The following is a 15,518-nucleotide window of genomic DNA, read 5'->3' as shown; positions in this document are numbered from 1 at the left end:
AATGATTCGAGTACTCCTCGTTGACGATCATCCCATGTTTAGAGAGGGCTTACGCTATCGTTTGAGCTTAGATAGTGAAATCCAGGTGGTCACTGAAGCTGAAAACGGCCGCCAAGCGTTAGACCTTTTACGCTCGATTGAAATTGATTTAGTGTTGATGGATATCAATATGCCAGAGATGGATGGCATGTATGTACTAGAGTTGATCAAAGAGCAAGAGATCGACTGCAAAGTGTTGATGTTAAGTATGCACGATAACAAAGAGTATATTGTTGCAGCAATGCGCCATGGAGCCGATGGATATATCTTAAAAGATGTGCCAGGAAAAGAGCTCATTCAAGCCATTAAGAAGGTCGCAAGTGGTAAATCCTACTTTAGTTCTGAAGTCACTGAGATTTTATCGAGAGAGCTCGCTAGTGAGCAGCGTGGAATTGTGACGCGCCGAGAACAGTTGGTGTTACGATTGATTTCCCAAGGCATGAATAATAAACGCATCGCTCAAGAAATGAACGTGAGTGTGCGAACCGTCGAAACCCATAAACGCAATATAAAAATTAAATTGGGAATTGATAATACCGTGGGTTTGGTACGTTATGCGATAGACCATGGCTTAGACCGATAAGCTGAACACGGTGCATATTGAGGTGCTTGAAGTGATGTAGCCATCGTCCATTATGTGGCTGATGGCACGTTTTATAAAAGCACCTGATTATGAAATGTTTACTCTTCTACTCTTCTACTCTTCTACTCTTCTACTCTTCTACTCTTCTACTCTTCTAGTTTAACCTTGCTTTTGTATATGTTGATTGATTCGCTTTTGTTTCCGTGAAGCTTTATAGCTTATTCTTAATAAGCGTATTCAATGCGTTTATTTGAAAGTTGTTGCAGATATGGGGGGAGTTAATTCATTCGAGTTCATGCTGTGAATATAGCGGTTTCTACGGTCAGTCTCCAATTTCAACGTTCAAGCTTTTATTGAAATACTTGTTTAAAACTTGGGGGGACGAAGAGTTTATAAATGTTCAGTGTGAATGATTTTGTCGAAGAGAAATTGATCTGAGCAGTCAGTTAAGCAGGTCAATCGACGATTCTAAGCGATAACTTATAGGACGAGTTAGCCAAATTTTTAATGGACTGATAGGTTGTAAACAAGATTAATTGAGAGCATTGCGCGCAAGTTTGGTGAAGCTAAGTCGATTTAATATTTGTCTTGAGAATGATTTGGAAATTGAAAAGGCGAAACGTGGGGGCCATTTAAAAAAGAGACCCGGAGCCATAGGTTGAGAGCTCCAGGTAAAAATGCAAAGCATGGCTGCTATGCGGTGGGAGTAAAATGTCGATGAGGTCCAATCTCATCCGAACGTGCCCTCTAATATCTGGTCTGAGGGCGATACAACTCGACCGTATCCCAACGTATCGAACTGTAATTCTAAATCTTTTCATGTGCATTCAATGCACGGGGCTAACTCATTTTTACGCTTATCACTTCAAGTGACTTTTTAATTCTTGATTTAAACTTGCTAATACTATTGGAGCTTTACTTTATACTGTTGATTTAATTTGCGATATTTAATCTCACGCCTGAGCTAAACAGTTTATTATTCTGATAATAAGTGGCGCAGAATTCTGCGCCACTTCAATCAGTTTCGGCTAAGGACTAAAGAGCGTACTTAACAGATACTTGTAGGTAGTCTGAATCGTTGTCTTCAGCTTCGTAGTTACCAAACTCAACACCAACGCTTAGAGACTTGTTCACTTGCTTAATCAAGTTAACAGCGTAGTGGTTGCGGTCAGTATCTACACCTGGGCCAGCTAAATCTTCAACTTCTGAGTGACCGTAGTACACTGTAGAGCGAAGGTCGCTAGTCCAGAAGTGACGGTAAGCAACGGTATAAGCGATAGTTTCTAGTAAATCACCATCAGCGTCTACTGCATCACCAGCGTTGTGGCCTGGAGAGATATAACGACCAGCTGCACCAGCGTTGAATGCTACGCGTAGGTCATCTTTACCGAATGTTTTGAACTTACCATGTACGCTATAAGCGAACTGAGTTCCGTCAGCAGCACCAGCAACACCGTTGTCATCAAAAGTACGTGCTAGACCAGCAACAGCAACTTGACCCCAATCGCCTTTGAATGTGTAGCGACCTACAACATCTGGGATTGTTTGGTTGTCATCAGCAGAAGTTGGGTTTTCTAAAGCTAGCTCTAGACCACCATTGGTGTAACGTACTTGACCTTGACGGATGAATACTTGACCAACATGTGGGCCACCAAAGTCTAGTGACTCAGGGATAGATGCTAGTGGCATGAAAGTTGACCAAGTTTGACCGACTTTCCAGTTTTTGTATGCGATGAATGCGTGGCGCATACGTGGGTTATAAGAGTTAGAAACTTTGTTGTTACCATTTCCGCCGTAGAAGTCATACTCTAGGAAACCAGTGACGTCGCCGTTTTGATACTTAACGTTGAAACGAGACTCTTTCGCGTGGATTTGAGTCTTGTTAGTATCAGGAGCTGAACCGCCTGTACCGATCCAAAGATCACGGTAGCCAATGTCACCAGCTACGTGGCGAACGTCAGCTTTGAAGTAACCACCAAAAGTAAGCTTTTGGTTGTCATCGATTTGAACGGTATAACCAGCGAAGGTTGGCGCAGACATTAATGCTGCTACAGCGATTGCTGCTTTAGTTAGTTTGTTCATCAATATGCCTTTTTATTGTGTTTTACTAGTTGGTTGCTCTTTATTTACAAAGGCGCCAGATTTTAATCTAACTTTGCCTCTGCAAACTTATTTCTTCTATAAAGCTAACCTTATGGCTTTGATGATGTTTTTTTTATCCGTGTTTTCACTTAAATTGACTAAGTGTTTACACTTAGAAAGATTGGTTTTGTTGAGGTTAAATAATGTTAATAAATTGGGATGTGTTGTAAATATTATTTTTGTGAAGTTAAACCTGCGCTAGATCACATAACGAGTGAGTGCTGTTTCTTTTATTTAATATATGTGTTTAACACGTTTGATGCAATTATAAATAAGAATTTTATTATATTAAGACATGCGGAGCCCTGATTTCACGATATAAACACACCTATTTAGGCGATATTTAAATGGGACTTTAATGCTGCTAGCCAAGTCGTTTCCGAAACCACTTGATACCCTTTGTCTGTGAAAGCGTTTTGTCTTAAACGTTCAATTTTTCGGTACCAGCTACTGTGTTTTTCGGACAAATCGGTTAAACCGCCGACCACGATATATTGTGTTGTCTCACTAGGGTGTCTTGCCAATTGCGCGCCGCTTTCAATGGCTTTTTTTTCATAAGCAGAACGATTGGCATATTCAAAGTGGCCAACAAAGCAGATTGTCGCCTGATTTGGGGGAATAACCATATCGATATGGTTGCATGTGTCAAATGAAATGGTATGAGACTGGCTTGGCAGGGAAAATTCTCCCAAGTACTTTAGCTTTTCTAAAAGGCGATGCTTACTTTCATCTTCAATCATTTTGCTTTTAATGATTTTTTGCAAATCTTTTGTGAGCGCACTCATAGGCCATGAATATAAGTGTTCCATATAGTTTGTATACCAATGCTCTAGTGCCACTATATTGTGATGGTTTTTCGGTGCGTAAGACTCAAATTTGCTGATTATTCGGTGTAACTGTACAAATTCAGAATGTCCTCTGCAGGTGTAACGATCTAGTAAAGGAACGGTCTCGAGCTGATCTTCGATAAGCTCAAGTAAATCATCGATTTCTTTATCTTGAATCGATCGCGTGAGTACAATGTCTTCTACAAAGTTAACAAGCTCTTGATACTCGCTATTCAATCGATAGCGGGGCTCGCACTTTAGCCAGATATCAAGCAGCAGTTGATTATAGTTACAGAGTTGATTGCACTCTGAAATGCCGACTGCAATGTTATGTAAGCAACGTAGCCCATGCTGAAGGTGTCCGTGAGAAGGTCGATAAGCTTGATGTTTATGTTTGCGGTAGTGTTCCAAACGAACACTCAGTGATAAAGGGATGAGCGTTGTCGCAGTGAGGGCTAAGAACTCATGTTCATCAATGGCTACAAGCTTCAATCGTTCAATATGTTCAATGTTTGCTTCAGTTGCGAACGGGCCAATACAGACGAGGTGCAATTCATCGCAGATATGTGTCATTGGCGCGTAACCGGCTTGCTGAGCCAATGTTCTTAAAGAATGTAATGTTGTCTCGTTAAGACCAATAAATCCGACCTGTAATGATTGCACCAGTGACCTCCGTGTCAGTGTAGCGAACTGTCCCCATCATTTTGGGTGGTGAGTAAGCAAAGCAAAAATATATGTGCTTTTTCAGCGACTTTAGATAAACGAATGATTCATCGTTGTGATCTGGATCTTGTTTTGGTTGTACACGTGAACCGGCGGGTTCGCAGTGTGTTTTTGATTGTTAACTAGATGCGCTAAATGCATCAAATCCTGTGTAGCTGATACAGCGAAGTTAAGGATTATTCTCTTTTGTTAGTTTTGGATGCAGTTTCATTTGCAGCGATATACTCAAGGTGAATTCAAATAATGTCGCGGATTTTAGTTGCGCATATGGATGGCATAGTGTGTTGAATGTGCAAGCTCATTGCGCTCATTTTTAATTCAAGCGTGGTGAATGCATGACAACATATTTTTGGATGTTGGCCCAGCAGCGTAATAAAATGGATTGAAAAGGATAGCCGATGAATTCCCTTGCTTAAAATCAAGCTCTTTAAGCAAGGGAGTATTGCTGAACGTTTAAAAACTCTATGGTTTTGCAGAACATCTTGGGTAGTCGGTATAACCTTCTGCACCGCCACCGTATAGGCTTAAGCGTGCATCAGAATCAAATTCTGCTAGCGGTTGTTCATTGGCCATTCGCTCCACTAGATCTGGGTTGGTTACATAGGGTGTGCCAAAAGCAACGAGGTCGACCAAGCCATCTTGCAATAGTGCTTGAGCCGTTTGTTTCGTTTGCTTACCAGCCACCATAATAGGGTGAGGGTAAACTGAGCGAACTTGTCGACGAAAATCAGTAGTTACAGGTAAGTAATTGCCTATATTCTCGGAAAAGTGAACATAAGCCAGCCGCATTGGCGCGAGTTGCTGAAGTAGTGCCATGGTGAGCGCTACGATTTCAGGGTCTTCGCTGGCGGCGCCTTCTGTAACCATTGGTGACAATCTCACCGCCACCTTACTAGCCCCAATTGCATCGACCGTCGCTGCGAGCGTGTCAACTAACAATCGCATTCGGTTTTCTAGGGAGCCACCATATTCATCTGTGCGTTGATTACTGGCAATTCTTAAAAACTGATCAAACAGGTAGCCGTGAGCACCGTGGATCTCAACCCCATCAAAGCCAGCGGCAATCGCATTCTTGGCTGCTTGGACAAAATCATTTTTAGTGGCCAGAATTTCCTTGGTGCTCATCGCTTTTGGCGGGCTAGTTTCAATCATGCCGAAGCCACCATCCGGTAGCGGGCCGTATACTTGATCTGGAATTTTGATTGCCGATGGTGCAACGATGGCTTGCCCTGCAATACGCTCATGGCTGCGACGACCCACATGCCAGAGCTGGGCAAATATTTTGCCGCCAGCATCGTGGACCGCTTGGGTAACTTGCTGCCAGCCTGCTATTTGCTCTGCGGTATAAATACCTGGGGTCATCGAGTAGCCTCGGCCAACTGCAGACACTGGTACTCCTTCACTAATGATGAGCCCAGCTGAAGCGCGCTGGCGATAATATTCAGCCATTAATAGATTTGGAATGTCGCCGGGTTGCGTACTGCGAGAGCGGGTCATTGGTGCCATTACAACACGATTTTTAGTTTGAAATGCATCAAAGGTAAATGGGGAAAATAGCATGGGATGAATCCTAAATTGGTCAATCGAATTTGGTTGTTTTTTGGTTTTATTTTCAGTCGCTAGTCGTTTATTGCGCACTGTTCACATCACTTCGACCTTGCAGTTGCTCATAAGCTGGATAGTCAGTAAACCCTTGCTCATTGCCGCCAAATAAAGTTTGTGGATCATGAGTCGCCCACGGTTGATTCTGTTCAATTCTAAGGGGTAAATCGGGATTGGCAATAAAGGGACGGCCAAATGCAATCATATCGGCAAAACCATTATTTAAAGCATCTAGAGCTCGTTTAAGATTATATTTTCCCGCGTAAATCATTACGCCATGATAGGCATCTCGCAAGGTTTGTTTAAATGCGTTACTCATCGGTGGTGCATCGTCCCAGTCGGCTTCAGCAATATGGATATAGGCCACCTTGTGCTGGTTCAGCATTGTCGCAACGGCAGTGTAAGTTTGCTCTGGTGTGGCATCAACGGTTCCATTTAGCGTGGTCAGTGGTGCTAGCCGTACGCCAACTCGCTTAGCACCAATGGCGTCTGCAACTGCGGATACCACTTCATCTAGAAATCGGAGTCGGTTTTTCAAGCTTCCCCCATACTGATCGGTGCGATGATTGGCTTCTGAATCAATAAATTGATTGATTAAATAGCCATTGGCTGCATGTAATTCAATACCATCAAACCCTGCATCAATGGCATTGAGCGCTGCTTGCTTGAACTCTGCAACCACCTTGGCAATATCATTAATTGTCATTGCACGGGGGAAACTCACATCCACAAAGCCGGGTTGGTTTTGACCATCATCTACAAAAACTTGCACCTTGTTTGCTGCAAGGGCTGAAGCAGAAATTGGGCTCTGACCACCGATGTTATCACTATGGGTCACACGGCCAACATGCCATAGTTGTGCAAAAATCACCCCGTGGTTCGCATGCACTGCATTGGTTACTAAGCGCCAACCTTCTATTTGTGCTTTTGTGTAAATTCCGGGTGTCCAAGCATAGCCTTTACCCATTGGTGAAATTTGCGTGCCCTCGCTAACAATGAGTCCTGCGGAGCTACGTTGGCCGTAATAGGTTGCCATCATGGTGTTAGCAATATCACCCGGTTGAGAGGCTCGTGAGCGAGTCATCGGTGGCATGACAATGCGATTGGTCAGTTGATAAGGACCTAGAGTGATCTCCTCTAACAGTGGGTTAGTTGGCGAGGTAAATTGTGCCGTGTCTTTTATCGGCTGTGCTGATGCTGAGGGCTTAGTTAAACTCTCCCGGTTTGTTGGTGTTTGATTGCGTGTAGACATAGTTAATGCTCGTTGTTTGGTTAACAATGAACCAATACTACCCGCTGTAATTCATTAGATTAACGGCAACAAAAACAAATCAATTTTGTAGTTTTCGCAAAAATCAGCCTCATCTAAAATCAAAGTAAATGCTTTTATCCTTGTTACGCCTTCTTACAGGGTTAACCGAGGTTGAATGTAGTCAATAAAAGCAGAAATGCGTCTAGCAACATTTGACGACTTATAGAAAACCGCATGCACTTGGCTTTGGTCGGTATAGCGCTTTTTGTGGGATTGAAATAATGGCACTAATCGTCCCGCCGAAATATCACTATTCACCATAAATCCAGATAAACAGGCGATGCCATTGCCTGCAAGCGCCAATTGGCGAACCGTTTCACCATTGCTTGCTGCAATTGTCGGCATGAGGGAGTCGCATCCCTGTAGTGGCCATTGGTTTAGATGCTTTGGCTGATGAAATCCAATAATCTGATGCTGACTTAATTCTTTGATTGAATTTGGTATGCCGTGCTCTGATAGATAATCCGCCGAGGCGACAATATGTAAATCGCTGGTACCCAAAGCTCTAGCATGGAGACTAGAGTCGGCGAGTTTGCCAATTCGAATGGCAACATCGGTGCGCTTTTCAATTAAATCAATGAAACCTTCATTAGAGGTGAGCTCTAAATCTATGTGTGGGTAAGCGAGGCGGAACCCTCTGATTAAGGGAATTAACTGATGGAATAGGAAAGGGCTGGCCGCATCAACCCGCAGCTTACCTTTGGGTAACGTCCCTTTGCTGGTCAGCGCCTCTTCTGCTTGGCGAATGTGCTGTAAGCTGCCACGCACCGATTCGACAAATTGTCGCCCTTCAATAGTGAGTTCTACCCGTCTTGTGGTTCGGTTAAAAAGGGTTACGCCGAGCTGTTGTTCCAGCTTACTGATACTGCGCGAAACACGTGCGACTTGAATATCAAGCTGTTCAGCAGCGAGGGAAAATCCGCCACTGTCAGCGACGGCCAATAAGATTGTTAGATCATCAGAGCGGGTTCGCATCACTCACCAAAGTCAAAGCATTAATTGTTGCACTTATAGCAAATATTGGTATTGCATTGAAGTTGTTATTGGCAAAACTAAACGCTAGAGTCCTCTCTTGTTCGGCGCTGGAACCTGTTTTTAACAATAGAGCAGAGGGTAAAAGAAGAGAGCGATTCCTCTCACGGCAACTGCGAGAATTGTGATGCGCCACAAGTGCATACGCTGGCCGTTGTACGTTATCTTGAGTATGATGTGGCCATAAATTTTTCCCGAAGGTTATGCTTTAACCTGATGGTTGCAAAATCCTAACTGAATAACATTATTCAAATTTAAAGAGAGTACATCATGAGCAACATCCCACCTTGTCCTAAATGTGAATCCCCTTATGCCTATGAAGATGGATCGCAGTTGATCTGCCCCGAGTGTGCTCATGAATGGAACCCGAATGAAGTGATCGTTGATCCTGATGCCATTATTCTTAAAGATGCTGTTGGCAACCTATTGGCTGAAGATGACAAAGTCACTTTAATTAAAGATCTTAAAGTCAAAGGCTCATCATTAGTATTAAAAGTGGGCACCAAAGCCGTCATCAAACGCTTTGTCGATGCTGACCATGACATCGACTGTAAAGTCGATGGCCACGGGCAAATGATGTTGAAATCAAAGTTTGTAAGAAAGCAAAACTAGTTGTAGTTGCCATATTGGTAAAATGTTTAAAAACATCCGCATATTGCGGGTGTTTTAGTTTGATGCTAATGATAGTGAGCTAGTGGACAGTCCAAAATGAGGCTAAAATTAGTCGAGTAAAGTAGTGGCGATTCAGAAAGAGGTGCAGATTTTAATGCCGAACACAGTTTGGCTTTTGATGGGTATACTCCGCTTATGCTTGCGATTGAACTTGATGAGGCTGAAATAGTTGAAGCAATGATTGGTTCTACTCATCATAATGTAGATTGGGCCGCAACTTGTTTAGAGAAACACACTAATAAGCGTGTAGACATCAGTATGATAATCAGTAACTGGCAATCGAAAAAGGTTTTAAAACTGTTATCAGAACGCTATCCAACGCAATAGTATCTTACCAACTGTAATTACTTTGAAGCTCTCGCTACTAACTAAAGGTGTAAAAAGCATCTTTATGTTAGTAGCGGGAGCTTTGTCATTGCCGATTCCCCAATTTTCTCATATTCTCTCACTACCCGTTCTAATTAATTAAACCAACATGAGATAACACTCTGAATGGTAGACCAAATTTTAACCTTGAAAGAGGTGGCTGCTTACCTAAAGTTGGCCGAAAAAACAGCATATAGATTGGCAAGCGAAGGCAAGCTTCCTGGTTTTAAAGTCGGCGGTTCTTGGCGCTTTAAGCGTGAAGACCTTGAGGCTTGGATAGAAGAGAGTAAAAAATGACTGAAAAACTAACGCTCTCCCAATTAGAGCAATACTTATCAAAAGCCGCCTGGATATTAAAAGGTCCAGTTGACGCTTCTGACTTCAAAGTATACATATTCCCACTGCTTTTCTTTAAGCGTATTTCTGATGTGTACGATGAAGAATTCCGTATAGCACTAGAAGAATCAGATGGTGATGAAGAGTACGCAGCATTACCTGAATTTCACCGCTTTGAAATCCCTGATGGTTGCCATTGGAAAGACGTTCGAGAAACAACAACTAACGTAGGTACAGCGATTGAAAATGCCCTTCGGGGTATAGAACAAGCTAACCAAGAATATTTATACGGTATTTTTGGTGATGCACAGTGGAGCAACAAAAATAAGCTTTCAGATGAATTGCTGATTAACCTCATTGAACACTTTTCTCAATACACGCTAGGAAATCAAAATGTTGACCCTGACATGCTGGGTAACGCATACGAGTACCTGATCAAACACTTTGCTGATTTAACCAATAAAAAAGCGGGTGAGTTCTATACGCCTCGCTCAGTGGTACATCTTCTTGGCTTAATACTTGACCCGCATGAAGGTGAAACTATTTACGACCCAGCCTGTGGTACAGGCGGTATGTTACTTGAGTGTGTTGATCACCTTAAAGACAATAAAGAAGATTACCGAACGCTAAAACTCTTTGGGCAAGAGAAGAACCTAACATCAAGTTCTATTGCTCGTATGAACATGTTCTTACACGGTATAGAAGACTTTGAAATATTGCGTGGTGATACGTTGCGTCACCCTGGGTTCTTTGAGGCGGATGGCCTTAAAACCTTTGATTGTGTCATTGCCAACCCACCATTCTCGTTAAAAGATTGGGGTGCTGATACCTGGGCCAATGATCCTTATGGGCGTAACATTGCTGGAGTACCACCAAAAGGCAATGGTGATATGGCGTGGGTGCAGCACATGGTTAAATCTATGAACAGCACTGGCCGTATGACAGTCGTATTACCGCATGGCGCGTTATTCAGAAAGGCTGCGGAAGGTAAAATCAGAAAACAATTGCTAGAAAGCGATTTATTAGAAGCCGTTATCGGTTTAGGACCAAATGTATTCTACGGAACTCAACTAGCCGCTTGTGTCATGGTTTTTAAACAAAATAAACCGGCTGATAAGAAAGGTAAAGTGTTGTTTATTGATGCCTCTGATCAAATTCGTGTTGGTCGAGCTCAAAATTTCCTAGAGCCAAGTCACGTTCAACAAATTTACGATTGGTATCACGACTATCAAGATGTCGAGTACTACGTAAAAGTCGCATCAATGGATGAGCTTAAAGAAAACGACTTTAACCTTAATATCCCACTCTATGTAGAAAAAATTATTGAAGACAAATTACCCTCTGTTGAAGAAGCAATGGCTGATTTAAAACAAGCATGGCAAGCAAGTTTGGATGCTGAACAAAAATTTAAGAACGTATTAAAAGGTTTTTTATAATGGCTTATTCAAGCTTATCAATTAAGCAGTTAATCACTGATATCAGCGATAACAAGTACTATCTACCTGCCATTCAACGTAAGTTCGTTTGGGGGGAGGAAAAAATTTGCAACCTGTTTGACTCTATCATGCGCGATTACCCAATTGGAACTTTCTTGTTTTGGGATTTAGCAGCTGAAAAAGCCGATCAATATACTTTTTATGAGTTTCTCAAAAACTATCATGAGCGTGACTCAAAGAATGAGTTAGTGCGTAAAGACTTTACTCAAGAAGTACGAGGCGTTCTTGATGGCCAGCAACGAATTAGCTCTCTGTATATTGCCTTACAGGGTGTTTATTGCTCAAAGAGAAAATACGCGAAGAAGGCAACCAATAATGCTTATCCTGAACGCCAACTGTATCTAAATTTGTTTGGTGATGAACAAACATACGAGTTTAAGTTTTTAGAGAAAAAGGATGCGTTAATTAAGGATGATGCTAACTATTTCTACCTAGTAAGGGATATACTAAAACAAGCTAAAGATGTGGACCCTCAAGATATACTAGAAGAGCTTGAAAGTAATGCGTCTGACGATGCAGACCTGCTTAAGCGCAATGGCCGTGTAGCTAGGAAAAAGCTGTTCTTATTAGCGAAAAAATTAAACCAAGATGAGCTAATCAATTACTTTAAAATTGTTGATAAAGACCTTGATGAGATCCTTGATATTTTTGTCCGTGTAAACAGTGGCGGCACAATATTATCTAAGTCAGATCTTCTGTTTTCAACGCTGGTGGCACACTGGGAAGATGGTAGAGAGCAAATAGAGCAGCTTATAGAGAGCATGAATGGTGAAGATAGTCTGTTTAATTTCAATACAGACTTTTTGATGCGTACTTGCTTGTTCCTCGTTGATGCACCAATGAGCTTCAAGGTACAAACTTTCGATAAAAATAATATCGCTAAGATTCGTGATAATTGGGAAGCAATAGTTAATGCATTAACACAAACATCTTCGATGCTTCGTGAGTTTGGTTTCAACAAGACCAGACTATCATCCAATTATGCGGCGACCCCAATTGCTTACTATCTATATAAATGTGGGAAAGTAGATAAAGAATCAAAAGTTGAGCTACGTAAGCTGGTAGTTCATAGTCTGCTAAAACAAATCTATAGTGGTCAAGCTGACTCAGCCTTGAGTGGGTTACGTGACGGTCTTAGAGATCGTAACATTGAAGGGTTCCCCTTAAAAGATTGTCGCTTTTCATTCACTAGTTATCAGCATACAAAACTTGCTGGTGGTAAGAGACTCAGCATTGATAGTGATGATATTGAAGACTTCTTAGAATACAAAAAAGGTAGTTTCTGTTTTGTGCTTCTATCTGTTTTGTACCCCGATTTACAGTTAGACCAAATTAGCTTCCATCAAGATCATATGCATCCTCACAGCGGATTTAAAACGCCTGCTCTGAATGCATTGGAACTGAATCCAGAAGAGATTAGTCGCTGGCAAAACTTGAGAGATCAACTCCCAAACCTTCAGTTACTTGAAGGGCAAGAAAATTCTGGCAATAAGAATGCGATGCCACTAGAAAACTGGGTAGTAGAGAGTGAAACCGATGAGCAATATTATCGCCAGCGAAACTACATACCAGCAGCGCAATCGCTCAAACTGGAAGACTTTGAACAATTTTTTGAAGCCAGAAAGCAGTTATTACGAAAGCAGTTACACCAAATATTTGATGTTGCTTTACACGCTGAAGCCGTGGAGTTAACCGAACAATGATGACTCAACAAGAATTAGAAAAATACCTTTGGGGTGCTGCGACTACTTTACGTGGCACTATCGATGCGGGTGATTATAAGCAGTACATCTTCCCGTTAATGTTCTTTAAACGCATCTCAGATGTATACGATGAAGAGTTTGATAACGCCTTAGCGGAAAGTGATGGTGATTTAGAATATGCCGCTTTTGCAGAAAACCATCATTTCCAAATCCCAGATGGGGCGCATTGGCAAGATGTTCGAGAGGTGACAACTAACGTAGGTTTAGCATTGCAAAACGCCATGCGTGCTATTGAAAAAGCTAATCCAGATACCTTAGATGGTATTTTCGGTGATGCGAGTTGGACCAATAAAGACCGACTTTCTGATGCCATGCTCACTAACCTTATTGAGCATTACTCGCAGCATAAATTAAACCTTAAAAACGTACCTGACGATAAGCTAGGTAATGCTTACGAGTATTTGATCAAAGAGTTTGCCGATGACAGCGGTCACACCGCAGCAGAGTTTTACACCAATCGCACGGTAGTTAAACTGATGACAATGATCATGGACCCACAACCGGGTGAATCAGTATACGATCCTACCTGTGGTTCTGGTGGTTTATTGCTTAACTGCGCCTTGCATTTAAAAGATGAAGGCAAAGAGTACCGAACACTTAAGTTATATGGTCAAGAGATTAACCTATTAACTTCAGCTATTGCTCGAATGAACATGTTTATGCATGGCATTGAAGAGTTCGATATCGTGCGTGGCAATACCTTGTCTAATCCAGGCTTGCTAGAAAACGATGAACTTAAAAAGTTTAACGTTATCTTAGCTAACCCTCCTTACTCAATTAAATCATGGGATCGTGGCGCATTCGAAAATGATCCTTTCGGTCGAAATTTATGGGGCATGCCACCACAAGGTTGTGCAGATTATGCATTCCAACAACACATTCAAAAAAGCTTAGATCTAGGTAATGGTCGTTCAATTTCACTTTGGCCTCATGGTATTTTGTTCCGTGATTCAGAAGCTGAAATGCGTAAGAAAATGATTGAGCAAGATTTGGTTGAGTGTGTAATAGGCTTAGGACCAAATCTCTTCTATAACTCGCCAATGGAAGCATGTTTGTTAATTACTAAAACAAACAAAGAAGATCATAAAAAGGGAAAAATCTTATTTATAAATGCGGTAAAAGAAGTTAGGCAGGATAAAAATATTGGTTATCTAGATCAAGTTCATATCGACAAAATATTTAATGCGTATAGCAAATTTGAAAGTGAAGATAACTTTGCTGTGTTAGTCGACAAACTAGAGGTTTTAGATAAGAAAGCCAATATGGCCATTAATTTATACGTTCGTCCTGACTCCTTAGTTAATAGCGAAGAAGCCTGTTTTGCGACAGCTTATCAAGAGTGGCAACAGTCATCAGATAATTTAAAACAATCAATGGAAAAGTTATTTAAGGAGTTAGATTAATGTTAGACATGGAATCTATTAAAAACTTCACTATTGATAAGTCAGAGTGGAAGGCGGTTAAGTTTGGTGATGTAGTATTTGAGCCAAAAGAGTCAGTTAAAGATCCTGTAGCTGAAGGCATAGAACATGTTGTTGGTTTAGAACATATTGACGGTGAAGATATTCACTTACGCCGCTCAGCAAGTATTGAAGAAAGTACCACCTTTACAAAGAAATTTAGCAAAAATGATGTGTTGTTTGGCCGACGTAGAGCTTACTTAAAAAAAGCAGCTAAAGCTTCATTTGAAGGGATTTGTTCTGGTGATATAACCGTAATGCGTGCTAGAGAGGAGTTACTTATTCCTCAACTGTTACCATTTATTGTAAATAACGATAGTTTCTTTGACTATGCCATCACACATTCGGCAGGTGGCTTATCACCAAGAGTTAAATTTAAAGACCTAGCAAATTTTGAATTTTCTATTCCTGGTAAATTAGGCCAACAAAAGCTGCTTTTACTTTTAAAAAGTTTAGATGAATCTATACAAGATGAATTGAGCCTTAAACGAAAACTTTCCATTAATTTAGAAACTCAAATTGAACATAAAATACATGGTGAAATTTTAAATGGCAAAACTATAAATCAAGTAATTGATAGCTTGTCAGGTAAGAGGGAAGTTATAAAGTTACAAGAGCTTGGTGAAGTCATAAAAGGTAAAGGTATCGCCAAGTCAGAGGTTATAGACAGTGGAATTCCTTGTGTCAGATATGGTGAGCTTTATACAAAACACCACAGAATAATTAGAAAGTTTCATTCTTTTATTTCTTTAAAGTCTTCGGAAAAAGCTGTAAGGCTTAAAGTTAACGATATTTTATTTGCTGGTTCTGGAGAAACAATTACAGAGATTGGTAAATCTGCGGCTTTTATAGAAAATATCGAAGCATATGCTGGGGGGGATATTTTGATATTCCGTCCGAAAGATATGGATGGCACATATTTAGGTTATTTGATGAATTCACAGCTAGTGAGGCATCAATTGAATAAATTTGGAACAGGAGCAACAGTTATGCATGTATATAGCTCAGATATACACAAAATAGTTGTTCCACACAGAAGTAAAGATGAGCAGATCAAAATAGCAAATTCATTAGAAGAAATAGCCAGTAATATAAGGCTTTTAGATAAACAGGTTCACAAGACTAAAGAGTTATTAACTTTATTACTCAGCAAGGTGTTTTAGGT

12 protein-coding genes are annotated in these 15,518 nt (G+C 41.1%); 7 read left to right on the top strand and 5 right to left on the bottom strand.

Annotation, left to right across the window (positions count from 1 at the left end):
• The first annotated feature begins 1 nt into the window (after nucleotide 1).
• Nucleotides 2-622, top strand: coding sequence for a response regulator (locus tag IEY18_RS01015; RefSeq protein ID WP_188916955.1), 621 nt, complete (start codon nucleotides 2-4; stop codon nucleotides 620-622).
• 1,035 nt (nucleotides 623-1,657) lie between these two features.
• Here IEY18_RS01015 and IEY18_RS01010 read toward each other — a convergent pair.
• The 5 genes from IEY18_RS01010 to IEY18_RS00990 all read right to left on the bottom strand — a co-directional run bounded on the left by IEY18_RS01010 (nucleotide 1,658) and on the right by IEY18_RS00990 (nucleotide 8,203).
• Nucleotides 1,658-2,704, bottom strand: coding sequence for a DcaP family trimeric outer membrane transporter (locus tag IEY18_RS01010; RefSeq protein ID WP_188916953.1), 1,047 nt, complete (start codon nucleotides 2,702-2,704; stop codon nucleotides 1,658-1,660).
• Nucleotides 2,705-3,096: 392 nt separating this feature from the next.
• Nucleotides 3,097-4,254 (bottom strand): BRCT domain-containing protein, encoded by a 1,158-nt coding sequence (locus tag IEY18_RS01005; RefSeq protein WP_188916951.1) that lies wholly within the window; start codon nucleotides 4,252-4,254, stop codon nucleotides 3,097-3,099.
• 522 nt (nucleotides 4,255-4,776) lie between these two features.
• A complete protein-coding gene (locus IEY18_RS01000) occupies nucleotides 4,777-5,874 on the bottom strand; it encodes an alkene reductase (protein ID WP_188916949.1) in 1,098 nt (365 codons plus the stop codon).
• Nucleotides 5,875-5,941: 67 nt separating this feature from the next.
• The gene (locus tag IEY18_RS00995; protein ID WP_188916947.1) at nucleotides 5,942-7,168 is read right to left on the bottom strand and encodes an alkene reductase; all 1,227 of its coding nucleotides are present in this window, start codon (nucleotides 7,166-7,168) and stop codon (nucleotides 5,942-5,944) included.
• Between the two features lie 153 nt (nucleotides 7,169-7,321).
• On the bottom strand, nucleotides 7,322-8,203 hold the full coding sequence (locus tag IEY18_RS00990) for a LysR family transcriptional regulator (RefSeq protein WP_188916945.1): 882 nt from the start codon (nucleotides 8,201-8,203) through the stop codon (nucleotides 7,322-7,324).
• 327 nt (nucleotides 8,204-8,530) lie between these two features.
• Here IEY18_RS00990 and IEY18_RS00985 point away from each other — a divergent pair, with 327 nt between their 5' ends.
• The 6 genes from IEY18_RS00985 to IEY18_RS00955 all read left to right on the top strand — a co-directional run bounded on the left by IEY18_RS00985 (nucleotide 8,531) and on the right by IEY18_RS00955 (nucleotide 15,516).
• Nucleotides 8,531-8,872: a zinc ribbon domain-containing protein YjdM gene (locus IEY18_RS00985; RefSeq protein ID WP_188916943.1), complete on the top strand. Its 342-nt coding sequence runs from the start codon at nucleotides 8,531-8,533 to the stop codon at nucleotides 8,870-8,872.
• A gap of 552 nt (nucleotides 8,873-9,424) precedes the next feature.
• Nucleotides 9,425-9,595 carry a methylation-associated defense system helix-turn-helix domain-containing protein MAD1 gene (mads1, locus tag IEY18_RS00975; RefSeq protein ID WP_017038628.1) on the top strand — a complete coding sequence of 57 codons (171 nt, stop codon included), beginning with the start codon at nucleotides 9,425-9,427 and terminating at the stop codon, nucleotides 9,593-9,595.
• Nucleotides 9,592-11,070 (top strand): type I restriction-modification system subunit M, encoded by a 1,479-nt coding sequence (locus IEY18_RS00970; RefSeq protein WP_188916938.1) that lies wholly within the window; start codon nucleotides 9,592-9,594, stop codon nucleotides 11,068-11,070. Before mads1 ends, IEY18_RS00970 begins: the two co-directional genes overlap by 4 nt.
• Nucleotides 11,070-12,833: a DUF262 domain-containing protein gene (locus IEY18_RS00965; RefSeq protein WP_188916936.1), complete on the top strand. Its 1,764-nt coding sequence runs from the start codon at nucleotides 11,070-11,072 to the stop codon at nucleotides 12,831-12,833. Before IEY18_RS00970 ends, IEY18_RS00965 begins: the two co-directional genes overlap by 1 nt.
• Nucleotides 12,830-14,296, top strand: coding sequence for a type I restriction-modification system subunit M (locus tag IEY18_RS00960; protein ID WP_229779685.1), 1,467 nt, complete (start codon nucleotides 12,830-12,832; stop codon nucleotides 14,294-14,296). Before IEY18_RS00965 ends, IEY18_RS00960 begins: the two co-directional genes overlap by 4 nt.
• On the top strand, nucleotides 14,296-15,516 hold the full coding sequence (locus IEY18_RS00955; RefSeq protein WP_188916934.1) for a restriction endonuclease subunit S: 1,221 nt from the start codon (nucleotides 14,296-14,298) through the stop codon (nucleotides 15,514-15,516). The genes IEY18_RS00960 and IEY18_RS00955 overlap by 1 nt, the downstream gene beginning before the upstream one ends.
• Nucleotides 15,517-15,518: the final 2 nt, after the last annotated feature.

The organism is Shewanella gelidii (assembly GCF_014647855.1).
In the GTDB taxonomy this organism is placed as follows: domain Bacteria; phylum Pseudomonadota; class Gammaproteobacteria; order Enterobacterales; family Shewanellaceae; genus Shewanella; species Shewanella gelidii.
The sequence above is the reverse complement of the archived record's forward strand: the minus strand, read 5'-3'. Positions and strand labels throughout refer to the sequence as shown.

What these genes read in the sequence shown, in the direction of transcription:
- IEY18_RS01015 (WP_188916955.1), top strand. Translation starts at nt 2, where the DNA reads ATGATTCGAGTACTCCTCGTTGACGATCATCCCATGTTTAGAGAGGGC.
- IEY18_RS01010 (WP_188916953.1), bottom strand. Translation starts at nt 2,704, where the DNA reads ATGAACAAACTAACTAAAGCAGCAATCGCTGTAGCAGCATTAATGTCT.
- IEY18_RS01000 (WP_188916949.1), bottom strand. Translation starts at nt 5,874, where the DNA reads ATGCTATTTTCCCCATTTACCTTTGATGCATTTCAAACTAAAAATCGT.
- IEY18_RS00995 (WP_188916947.1), bottom strand. Translation starts at nt 7,168, where the DNA reads ATGTCTACACGCAATCAAACACCAACAAACCGGGAGAGTTTAACTAAG.
- IEY18_RS00990 (WP_188916945.1), bottom strand. Translation starts at nt 8,203, where the DNA reads ATGCGAACCCGCTCTGATGATCTAACAATCTTATTGGCCGTCGCTGAC.
- IEY18_RS00985 (WP_188916943.1), top strand. Translation starts at nt 8,531, where the DNA reads ATGAGCAACATCCCACCTTGTCCTAAATGTGAATCCCCTTATGCCTAT.
- mads1 (WP_017038628.1), top strand. Translation starts at nt 9,425, where the DNA reads ATGGTAGACCAAATTTTAACCTTGAAAGAGGTGGCTGCTTACCTAAAG.
- IEY18_RS00970 (WP_188916938.1), top strand. Translation starts at nt 9,592, where the DNA reads ATGACTGAAAAACTAACGCTCTCCCAATTAGAGCAATACTTATCAAAA.
- IEY18_RS00965 (WP_188916936.1), top strand. Translation starts at nt 11,070, where the DNA reads ATGGCTTATTCAAGCTTATCAATTAAGCAGTTAATCACTGATATCAGC.
- IEY18_RS00960 (WP_229779685.1), top strand. Translation starts at nt 12,830, where the DNA reads ATGATGACTCAACAAGAATTAGAAAAATACCTTTGGGGTGCTGCGACT.
- IEY18_RS00955 (WP_188916934.1), top strand. Translation starts at nt 14,296, where the DNA reads ATGTTAGACATGGAATCTATTAAAAACTTCACTATTGATAAGTCAGAG.